Genomic DNA, 10,052 nt, shown 5'->3' on the forward strand with positions numbered 1-10,052 from the left:
CTAGAACTCGTAGCCAAATAGGCGCGGATCCGCCGGCTGCAAGTTGAGATCGGCCAGGCCGTATTCCGCCCAGCGGCGATCCACCAGGCGAGCCACTTCCGGATCCGGAGCCAGCGGCTGCCGCCAAGGGGTGTCCGTTTCCGGCGGGATCTTGGTCGTGGCGTCGATTCCCATTTTGCCCCCCAGACCCCGTTTTTCGGTGGCAAAGTCCAGGGCGTCAAAGGGGTTGTCCGGCAGAATAAACACATCCCGCTGCGGATCCACCCGCGAGCACAGACACCAAAGCACCTGCCGCGGATCCCGCACGTTGATGTCCTTATCCACCACAATCACAAACTTGGTGTAGCTAAATTGAGGCAAGGCGCTCCAAAAAGCCAGGGCCGCCCGCCGCGCCTGGCCGGGATAGGCCTTGTCAATGGACAAAATGGCCACCTTGTAGCCCAGGCCCTCCATCGGCAAAAAGAAGTCCACGATCTCCGGCACCTGCTGCCTAAGGATGGGGGTGTAGATGCGGTTTAGGGCCAGGGCCATCACGTCGTTTTCCTTGGGGGGCTTGCCGCTAAAGGTAGTGAGGTAAATCGGATCGCGGCGGTGGGTGAGGCAGTGGAAGCGAATTAAAGGAGCCTGCTCGTTGCGAGGGCCGTAGTAGCCGATGTGATCCCCGGCGGGACCGTCGGGGGCCACCTCCCCTGGGGTTATGGTGCCTTCTAGAACAATCTCGGCGTGGGCCGGCACTTCCAGATCCACCGTTTTGCAGCGGGCTAGGGGCAATCCCTCTCCGGCGTAGAGGCCGGCAAACAGCCACTCGGAGAGATCCACCGGCAAGGGCGTGGCCGCCGCCAGGATCACGGCGGGATCTACCCCGATGGCCACTGCCACTTCCAGCTTCTGGCCCAGGGCCGCCGCCTTGCGCAGATGCCGAGTTGCCCCCCGCACCGACAGCCACTGCACCGTCATGGTATTGCGGCTTTGCAGTTGCAGGCGGTACACCCCCACATTGGGAATGCCATTTTCCGGATCTTTGGTAACCATCAGGCCCAAGGTCAGCACCCGCCCAGCGTCGCCGGGATAGACCCGCAACAGGGGCAGTTGCGTGAGATCCACCGCCTCATCGCGCAGCACCACTTGCTGGCAAGGAGGGAGCAGCTCCCGGCTGGGTCGAGCTTTGAAGACGCGGAACAGCGCCTGTCCCAGCTCCACCGCCTGGGCAAGGTCTTTTGGCGGGCGCGGCTGGTAGAGCAAGGCCAGCTTCTTTCCCAGCTCCTCCAGCTCTTGCGGCCGCTCCATCCCCAGCGCCCAGCAGATGCGCTCCACTGTGCCCAGGGCGTTGATGAGCAGAGGCATGGAGGATCCCTTGACCCGCTCAAACAGCAGCGCCGGGCCACCGCAGGCCAAGAGGCGATCGGCAATTTCGGCAATTTCCAGCTCGGGATCCACCTCGGCGGTCACGCGGCGGAGCTGGCCACGGGATTCTAGGAGGGCAATGAAGCGGCGCAGATCTCTGGGCATGAAGGGAGCACTTGCAAAAGCTGAGGGTCAACCCGCAAGGCAGGCCGGATGTCTTCCTCCAAGGGCAGTACTGCTGTGCTCTCATCTTGGCCTCTCTTGTAGGCAGGAGTCCACTCTCCTGGCTTTACGGCCAACTGCCTAGCGGCAAGGCAAAGCAATTTGCCAGAACCCTCTGCATGGCAGTAGAGTAGCCTCAAGTCTTGCCTGTGAGGTCAGCATGTTGTCCATCCCGCCAGGGCTGCGCTCCCGTTGCTTCTGGGCAGGGATCCCCCTAGCCTGCTCTTTGGTTTTGGGGATCTGCTGGAGGGCTGCGGCTCCCTCTTCCACCCAGGATCTTTTCCCTCCCATCCCTACTCCGCCACCACCCCTGCCTTCTCCTAGCGGCACGCCTGGCCTTCCGCCCTGGTGGCCCCGTGAGCAACCGCTCCAGGAGCAAGGTTCTCCCTACACTGTGGTCTTGTCGGGCTTTTTGCAGGGGTTGGCTGCCTAAGGAGGGGCCCTCTCCCAGCAAGGGATCCTGCTCTGGACAGCCGAAGGCAAGCTGCTGGCCGAGCACCTCCTAGATCAACCCTTGCCGGTAGGAGCCTTGGATCAGTTGGCCCTCAGCCTGATGGCGCTAGAGACCTGGGGCTACGAGCATCGCTTTACACCACCGGCTATCGCTCCGGCCAGCGCCTGAAGGGAGACTTGGTTGTGGTGGGGGGCGGGGATCCCTATTTCCGGGAGGCCAATGTCGTCGAGCTGGCGCGCCACCTGCACGGCCTTGGCATTCGCCAGATTGACGGCGAGGTAAAGGTGGTGCCCCCCTTCCGTTGCTGGGCCAGCCCGACGCTCTAGCTAGCGCCCGCCGGCTTACCGAACTCCTTCGGGATCCCCAACAGCCCTACCCTGTAGCCCTCGGCGGCTCTGGATCAACGCTAGAGGAACTGCCTGCTGAGCTCCATTGCCTGGTTAGCTATACCTCGCCGCCCTTGGGATCCCTGCTGCAGATGCTCAACAGCAACATCGACCGGGCCATGGCAGCAGCCCTGCTGGCGGAACTGGGAGGCCCCAGAGCCCTGGTGGAGTACCTGCGGCGGCGCCTGGTAACTGAGCCGGCTGCCCAGTTGGATCCTGCCCTCCTCCCCAGCGAAGCAGAGATTCGTCTAGAGGGGCAGGAACTGCACTCTCCCCCCGTGCCCTGACCCATCTGTGGCAGCATCTGCTGGCAGCCCCATACGAGAATCCAGCGCGGATCCTACCTGTAGCCGGCCTTGGCCACAGCCCCCTGCAGCTGCGCACCCTGCTTCCGGGCACGGTCGCCCAGGTGGGATCGGCCCCCAATCGCCTGATGATGTTGGGACAGTTGCCAGATGGCACCTATTTCGTCTTGCTCAACCATGGGCCTGACCTGGGCAGCTTGCGCCAACGCCAGGATCAGTTCCTGCACCAGCTGTTGCCTGTTGGGAAGTCTCTTGGCGTCTGAGGGCTTAGACGAAGGCTAGACGCAATCGCTAGGGCAAAATGGGGAGCCTACAGCGGGGCTGCCAAGCATCTTGCAGCTAGCTGCTAGGGTGGGGGCGGATCAAGCCATAGCCACCGTGCTTGCGGACATAGAGGACGTTGATCTCGCCGTTTTCGATGTTGCGGAACACGTAGAAGTCGTGATCCACCAGCTCCAACTGGTGCATCGCCTCCTCAACCGTCATGGGCGGCATGGCGAAATACTTGGTGCGCACTACCTCAGGGGGCAGCTCCGCTTGCCGATTCATATTCACAGGATTTGTGGGCGGCTGCTGGGCCACCGCCACTGAAGTTTTGGGAGAATGGCGGATGCGGTGAACGCCATTGCGCTCTTTGTACTTGCGCAGCTTGCGGGCTATTTTGTCGGCCACTCGGTCGATGCTGGCGTAAAGGTTTTCAGTACTTTCTTCCGCTCGAATGACAGTGCCGTTGGCGTAAACGGTAACTTCGGCAGATTGGTTGGCACTGATGCGGGGGTTGCGGGCTACCGACAGATTGACATCCACTTCGCTGGTGATCTGAGCAAAATGGCTAACAGCTCGCTCAATTTTTTCCTGAACGTAGCTGCGGATGGCATCGGTAATTTCGATGTTTTTTCCTTGGATCACAAGCTTCGCCATGGAAACTCTCCCGAGTGTGTCAGTCTACGCCTCAAGTGAGTGCCTAACCTTTGCAAGAAGCCTCCCCACCCTCCCCGCCCGCCAACTGGCCAAAGGGGGCAATGAAAGTTGACTAAAGTGCGGCTTTTGCAAGGGCACTAACCTTTGGAGTTAAGTCTAGGTTAACACCTCACTCTTGGCTTTGAACTGGAGATTAAGGATAAATTTAGATTGCCTTAATTTTTGATTGATCCAACTTCCCTGCTGAATTCGGGAGACTAAACGACCGGAATTTTCCCTCTCCTGCCGAACTGCGGTCCACAACTTCCTTCTGGCTTTCCTAGCCAGCTAAGCGACTCCCTTATTTTTGCTTGGAACTGCCGTGCTACTTTATCCTATTATACAAGAAGCGACGTTGGCTGCCTTGTCTAAACTAGCTAAGCTAATAACCAAAGGAAGTGAAGAGATGTTGACTGAAGTTAAGCTTTCTATCAAGATCAGGATTCCACACCAATATTGGCGTCAGTAGGCCCAAAAAGTGGCCTTCGGCTTCTGGAGATTGCTCTCGAAGCAAGTTGGGGTGGAAAAGGGGGGGAGTTGGCAAGGATCCCGTCGAAGGTAGTTGAGCTGTTGGACAGAGCGGAAGCGGCCCTGGGGGAACGGTTTTGGGCAATAGAACAAGTTCTCAGGCAGAACCTGGCCCGGGTATTGCAAGCCTTCCGCGACCAGCAGGTGGGCTCCCATCACTTTGCCGGCGTATCGGGCTACGGCCACGACGACCAGGGGCGGGAGGTTTTGGACCGATTGTTTGCCCAGATCATGGGCTGCGAGGCGGCGCTGGTGCGGCTGCAGATGGTCTCCGGCACCCACGCCATTGCCTGTGCTTTGTTTGGGGTGCTGCGCCCAGGGGATGAGCTGTTGGCCATCACTGGCCCCCCCTACGACACTCTGGAGGAGGTCATTGGGATAAGGGGATCCGGCCAGGGATCCTTGCGGGAGTTCGGTGTTACCTATCGCCAGTTGGATCTGCGGGAAGGAGATGTCGATTGGCAGGCCTTGAAAACCGCCCTCAAGCCGCAAACACGCTTGGTTTACATCCAGCGCTCCTGTGGCTATGCCTGGCGACCCAGCTTCTCCATTGCCCAGATTGCCGAGATGATCCAGGTGGTCAAGGCGCAAAACCCCGAAGTGGTGGTCTTGGTGGACAATTGCTACGGCGAGTTTGTGGAAACCCAAGAGCCCACCCACGTAGGCGCAGATTTGATTGCTGGATCCCTAATCAAAAACCCAGGTGGCACCCTGGCTCCAGCAGGGGGCTATGTGGCAGGGCGAGCCGAACTGGTGGAGAAAGCTGCCTGCCGGCTGACGGCACCGGGGATCGGCTCGGAAGGAGGAGCAACTTTCGATCTCAACCGCCTGCTGTTCCAAGGGCTGTTCTTAGCTCCGCAAATGGTGGCCGAGGCCGTCAAGATTGCTCACCTGGCCGCCCAGGTGTTCCATGACTTAGGCTATCCCGTCTCTCCGCTGCCCCAAGCACCCCGCACTGACATCATTCAGGCCATTCAACTGGGATCCCCACAGAAGCTGCAGGCCTTTTGCCGCGCTATCCAAAGCAGCTCCCCGGTAGATTCCTATCTCACCCCAATTCCAGAGGTGATGCCCGGCTACGCCGATCCAGTGGTGATGGCGGCGGGCACGTTTGTGGCCGGCAGCAGCGCGGAGCTCTCCGCCGATGGACCGCTGCGGGAGCCCTACATTGTCTATTTACAAGGAGGAACCCATCTCAGCCACGGGCGGCTGGCCCTAGAGGCTGTCTTGCAAGCTTGGGAGGAGCTGTGATGGCCGTCCTTGTCCCCCTTCTGGGGGGTAGAATTGAAATCCAGAGCCTCGATGGGGAAGTTGCCTCCTATTGCTCCACTGTTCCGCCGTTGGGGAGCCTGGCTAGCCTTTAGCTGGGTGGCCCTGACAGGGGGCTGCCAGCTATTAGACCTAGGGAGAGCCCCACTGGCATCTGTCCTAGGAAGAGACAGCCAGACCCTAAGGGGAGGCCTCACAGTGGAGGACAAGGTTAGTCGCGCCTATGGCAGCTACTGGGATGGGATCCCTGTTGTGGCCAAGGCTGGGCAAATCCTGATTGCCGCCTTGGAGAGTGAAGAGTTTGACCCCTATCTGGAGCTGGTGGACGAGCAGGGACGGGTGATCGGCTTTGATGATGACTCGGGCCTAGATGTCAACGCCCTCTTGGCAGTGCGGCTGCCGCAGGAAGGCACCTACACCCTGCGGGCCACTAGCTTTGAGCCGGCTGCCAGCGGCTCCTACCGGCTGACCTATACCCTCACGCAGGTCAATTGGCAGCAAACCCTATCGGGCCGCCTCCACGCGGGATCCCTTCAGCACCCGGAAGATGGCAGTTGGATGGAGGAATACCCTATCACTGCTCGCCCTGGCCAAATCCTGGTCGCCTCCTTGACCAGCTCTGACTTCGATGCCTTCTTGCAACTGTTAGATCCGGAGGGGAAGGTGATGGCTTGGGATGACGACCAGGGTGGCGGCACCGATGCCCTGTTGATTGCCTTTTTGCCTCGCAGCGGCACGTACACCCTCCGAGCCAACACCTACAAGCCAAGCCAGGAGGGGGCCTATGTATTGCAGTACTCCTTGCACTAGCGTCCCAGCCTGCTAAGCTTCTCCTGCTCCCTCTCTTCTCGCTAGTGTTTCGCAGCTGAAGGGAAAGGCAGATCCCAGGCTAGACTTAGTTTAGAATATCTTCAGGATTTAGCTTTAGCAATCCGGAGACGCCGATCCCAGCTTTCTTGATCCGGGCTGAGGATGGCAAAAGCCTGTTCCAAAGTTAATCGTCTGTAACGGAGGAGGTTCCTATGGCCATTTCCACGGGTCTTCCCAGCCCGCTGCCGCAGCAAGAAACTTCTCCGGAGCAAGGCAACGGCCTCAATTTGGCTCCTCGGCCTGCCAGTGCTGATCTACCGGCTGCTCAGGAGGGGGGAGAGAGGATCGGCCCGCCAGTGTTTCCCAGCCCTGTGAAGTTCAGCGAGATTGAGATCGACCAGCGACCAGTAGGGGCCTCCACCCTAAAGGTGGTGGATTACTTTGCGGATGGACGTCCAGTTGCGGCTGCCACGCTAAAAGTGGTCGATACCTGGGGCGAAGGGCGCCCAATAGTTGCCTCTGGCCTCAAATTCGTCCATGACCCCGCCCTCAACCGCCCGGTGATGGCAGGTGGTCTGAAGGTTGCCAAAACTTTTCTTGGCAACCGACCCATTGAAGCCAGCCCTCACAAAGGATCCGCGGGCGAGCCTGTGTGAGGCCAGATTGCGGCGGCAAGGATGGAGATCCTGGCAACCTTAGTGGCCTTGCTGGCCGCCTTGGGGGCAGGAGCAGGCTATTGGGCAGAGCAGGCAGCGCGCCAAATGCTCCTAACCCAGCTGGATAAAGCAGAGGTTTTGGAGGTACGCATCCAGAGCCAGCCTAACTACCGCCTACTCAATGGCCAGGCGGAGCGCCTTCTAGTTGCCGGGCGGGGGCTGTACCGGGCACCCTTTCCGCGCCTGGAGCTTCTGGAGTTGGAAACCGACCCAGTCGCTATCGACCCTGCTTTTTTCCAAGGAGCTCCTTTGCGGCTGAGACAGCCCCTGCAAGCAGCATTTCAGGTCGTGGTGCGTCAGGAGGATCTCAATGCTGCTCTCAACTCGCCTGAGGTGCTCAGGCAGTTTCAGCGGATCCAGGCAGATCTGCCCTTGGGTGGGGGCGGGAACGAACCCCGCTATTTTGAACTGCGCCAGCCGCGCGCCAAGTTTTTGGAGCCTGACCGCATCCAACTTGCCGCTCTCTTGGTGGAGAAAGACGGCAGCAGGGAGCAGGCAGTTGAGGTAGTGTTCAACGCCGGGATCCAGGTGGAAGAGGGACGCAGGTTGCAGCTCCAGGAGCCAGAGTTTGCCATCGGCTCGGTGCGGGTTCCTGACGAGATCACCCAGGCGTTCTTGGGAGGACTCAGCAAGGTGTTTGACCTGCAAGAGCTGGAAGAGCTGGGGATCCAGGTGCGGGTACTGAAGCTGGAGATAGCCGCTGACCAAATGCAGGTCATTGGGTTTGTGCGGGTTGAGGGCTTGGAGGCGCTGACGGGATCCTAGTGGGGATCCCTGCTTATCCCCCAGGCTTGGGGCGTGTCTACCCGCCGAGATGGGCTGATGGCCTCGGTTCCTGCCAGGCTTGCGGGGCTCTTGCCGCTACGGCCTTGTCAGACTGCAGCAGCGGAAGGCGGCTCCTCGTTTTCTGATCTACTGGGGAAGCCTGGGAGCAGCCTAGAACCTAAACCTGCCTTGGCAAATTCGGTTTCTTTTCGGGTATACTTTCGCTATACTCGTCTCATCCGTCAGATTTCGAGTTCCTTGCTCTGGAAATGACCTGGCGCGCTACCTTTTTTGGCTACTTTACCTTTCCCTGGCGGCAACCAGGGCGGAAGGGTGGCGCGTAAACTCAGAAGCTAAGTTTACTCGAGTCCGTCCTGAAGCCCTGGGCCTAGAGCCAGGGCTTTTTTGATGGCTCGGTGGTTTAATCCCTCACTTGCATTGCAGCAATAAGGACGACGGTGCTATGCCCCCCCAAACCGACAACTGCAACATTCAAGAGGTAACTCCCTTGATCACCCCTGCTGCTGTCAAAGCCAAGCTGCCCCTCACGGAAAGGGCCGCCCAGGTGGTGCTCTCCACACGACAGGCCATCCGCGACATCATCCACGGACGGGATCTCCATCGCTTGGTGGTAATTGTTGGACCCTGCTCCATCCACGATCCGGAAGCGGCGATAGAGTACGCCCATCGCCTCAAGCGGGTGGCCGACCGAACCCGCGAGCACCTGGTGATTGTGATGCGCACCTATTTTGAGAAGCCTCGCACCACAGTGGGCTGGAAAGGCCTCATTAACGATCCCCACCTGGATGGCTCCTGCGATATCGCCACCGGCTTGCAACTGGCCCGTTCCATCCTGCTGCAGATCAACGAGCTGGGCTTGCCCTGCGCCACAGAGATGCTGGATCCAGTGACTCCTCAGTACACAGCTGATCTGGTGAGCTGGGCGGCCATCGGCGCTAGAACCATTGAAAGCCAGACCCACCGGGAAATGGCCAGCGGCCTCTCCATGCCCGTGGGCTTCAAGAACGGCACTGACGGGCGGCTGGAGATTGCCCTCAACGCTATCGTGTCCGCTAGCCACCCCCACAGTTTTCTGGGCATTGGCCAAGACGGCATGACGGCTTTGGTAAAAACCACCGGCAACCCCGACCGGCATATCGTGTTGCGGGGGGGCGGCGGCAAGACCAACTACGGGCCGGAAGATGTGGCGCGGGCGGCTTTGCTAATGAAGGATCAAGGGATCCCGCGCTCAGTGATGGTGGATTGCTCTCACGACAACTCCCACAAAGACTACCGCCGGCAGGGATCCGTCTGTCGAGCAGTGCTGCGGCAATACCAGGAAGGGCAGCGGGCTTTGATGGGACTCATGCTCGAGAGCAACCTCAAGCCGGGCAAGCAAACTTGGCAGAAGGGGGTACCGCTCCAGTACGGCGTCTCCATCACTGACGGCTGCATCGGCTGGGAGGAGACGGAGGAGCTCCTGGAGGAAATGGCGGCAACTGTGGCAGGAAAGACCTTGGCCCTAAGCCACTAAATGCCCCAGCCTTGTCCAGGGCTGTCTAAGCAGGGAGAGGGGCAACGCTAAGATCCAATTGTCCCTCTTCCCAAGCCCCTGGCGGAGAAGGGGCAGAGAAACTGTTCTTGACAAAACTTTTTTGCGCTTTTCTCGAACCTGTGGTTACCCTCCAACTGGCTTCCCCTACCTCTGCGGCCTGGATCGATCAGGCCATTCGTCACTTCGACCTCGTCTTGTTAGACCACGCCAACTGCGAGAAAAAAGCGGCGGGTAACGCCCTCAGTCTCCTCTTCCGCTACCCAGCCAACGGGCAGCTGGTGGAAGCTCTGTCGCCGCTGGCGCGGGAGGAGCTGCAGCATTTTGAGCGAGTCCATCGCCATCTGCAGCGGCTGGGGATCCCGCTTAGGCCTTTGCCAGCGGCTCCCTACGCCAGCCGCCTCAACCAGCACCTGCGCCGCCATGAGCCAGAGCATCTTCTGGATGCACTGCTAGTGGCCGCCATTATCGAAGCTCGCAGCCACGAACGCCTAAGCCTGCTGGGAATTCACCTCCCCGATCCCGAGTTGCGGCAGTTTTACCTCTGGCTGGCAGCGGCTGAAGAACGGCACTGGCAGTTGTATCTGGATCTGGCCCTGGCGCAGTTCCCCGCCGACCAGGTGCAGGAGCGTCTGGACACCCTGCTGCAAGTAGAAGCCGAGATCCTCTCTACCCTCCACCCCGAGCCTCGTGTCCACAGCTAGCTCCAGTTCCAAGCGACACAGCAGCGGCTGGCCAGTT

11 protein-coding genes are annotated in these 10,052 nt (G+C 59.8%); 9 read left to right on the forward strand and 2 right to left on the reverse strand.

Annotated features, from left to right (window positions below; translation table 11 throughout):
• The gene (locus NW860_RS00910) at positions 1–1,509 is read right to left on the reverse strand and encodes a UbiD family decarboxylase (RefSeq protein WP_414511944.1); all 1,509 of its coding nucleotides are present in this window, start codon (positions 1,507–1,509) and stop codon (positions 1–3) included.
• 217 nt (positions 1,510–1,726) lie between these two features.
• Between NW860_RS00910 and NW860_RS00915 the strand changes: the two genes are divergently transcribed.
• From NW860_RS00915 to NW860_RS00925, 3 genes are all read left to right on the forward strand, one after another.
• Positions 1,727–1,999, forward strand: a complete 273-nt coding sequence (locus tag NW860_RS00915; protein ID WP_414511945.1) for a hypothetical protein — start codon at positions 1,727–1,729, stop codon at positions 1,997–1,999.
• A 203-nt stretch (positions 2,000–2,202) separates the two neighbouring features.
• A complete protein-coding gene (locus NW860_RS00920; RefSeq protein WP_414511973.1) occupies positions 2,203–2,346 on the forward strand; it encodes a hypothetical protein in 144 nt (47 codons plus the stop codon).
• The gene (locus NW860_RS00925; protein WP_414511946.1) at positions 2,322–2,693 is read left to right on the forward strand and encodes a hypothetical protein; all 372 of its coding nucleotides are present in this window, start codon (positions 2,322–2,324) and stop codon (positions 2,691–2,693) included. The genes NW860_RS00920 and NW860_RS00925 overlap by 25 nt, the downstream gene beginning before the upstream one ends.
• Positions 2,694–3,050: 357 nt before the next feature.
• Here NW860_RS00925 and hpf read toward each other — a convergent pair whose 3' ends face one another.
• Positions 3,051–3,632, reverse strand: coding sequence for a ribosome hibernation-promoting factor, HPF/YfiA family (hpf, locus tag NW860_RS00930; RefSeq protein WP_414420501.1), 582 nt, complete (start codon positions 3,630–3,632; stop codon positions 3,051–3,053).
• Positions 3,633–4,241: 609 nt separating this feature from the next.
• Between hpf and NW860_RS00935 the strand changes: the two genes are divergently transcribed.
• The 6 genes from NW860_RS00935 to NW860_RS00960 all read left to right on the forward strand — a co-directional run bounded on the left by NW860_RS00935 (position 4,242) and on the right by NW860_RS00960 (position 10,015).
• A complete protein-coding gene (locus tag NW860_RS00935; protein ID WP_414511947.1) occupies positions 4,242–5,450 on the forward strand; it encodes an aminotransferase class I/II-fold pyridoxal phosphate-dependent enzyme in 1,209 nt (402 codons plus the stop codon).
• A gap of 216 nt (positions 5,451–5,666) precedes the next feature.
• Positions 5,667–6,278, forward strand: a complete 612-nt coding sequence (locus NW860_RS00940; protein ID WP_414411315.1) for a hypothetical protein — start codon at positions 5,667–5,669, stop codon at positions 6,276–6,278.
• 212 nt (positions 6,279–6,490) lie between these two features.
• Complete coding sequence (locus tag NW860_RS00945) at positions 6,491–6,934, forward strand: hypothetical protein (protein ID WP_414410294.1); 444 nt, start codon at positions 6,491–6,493, stop codon at positions 6,932–6,934.
• A gap of 21 nt (positions 6,935–6,955) precedes the next feature.
• Entirely contained in the window at positions 6,956–7,759 is an 804-nt protein-coding gene (locus NW860_RS00950; RefSeq protein ID WP_414511948.1) for a DUF2993 domain-containing protein, read from the forward strand.
• A gap of 463 nt (positions 7,760–8,222) precedes the next feature.
• Positions 8,223–9,293, forward strand: coding sequence for a 3-deoxy-7-phosphoheptulonate synthase (locus tag NW860_RS00955; RefSeq protein WP_414394176.1), 1,071 nt, complete (start codon positions 8,223–8,225; stop codon positions 9,291–9,293).
• 140 nt (positions 9,294–9,433) lie between these two features.
• On the forward strand, positions 9,434–10,015 hold the full coding sequence (locus NW860_RS00960) for a tRNA-(ms[2]io[6]A)-hydroxylase (RefSeq protein WP_414411312.1): 582 nt from the start codon (positions 9,434–9,436) through the stop codon (positions 10,013–10,015).
• The last annotated feature ends 37 nt before the right edge of the window (positions 10,016–10,052 follow it).

The sequence above is a fragment of the Synechococcus sp. F70.1 genome (assembly GCF_047502745.1).
Lineage (GTDB): Bacteria > Cyanobacteriota > Cyanobacteriia > Thermostichales > Thermostichaceae > Thermostichus.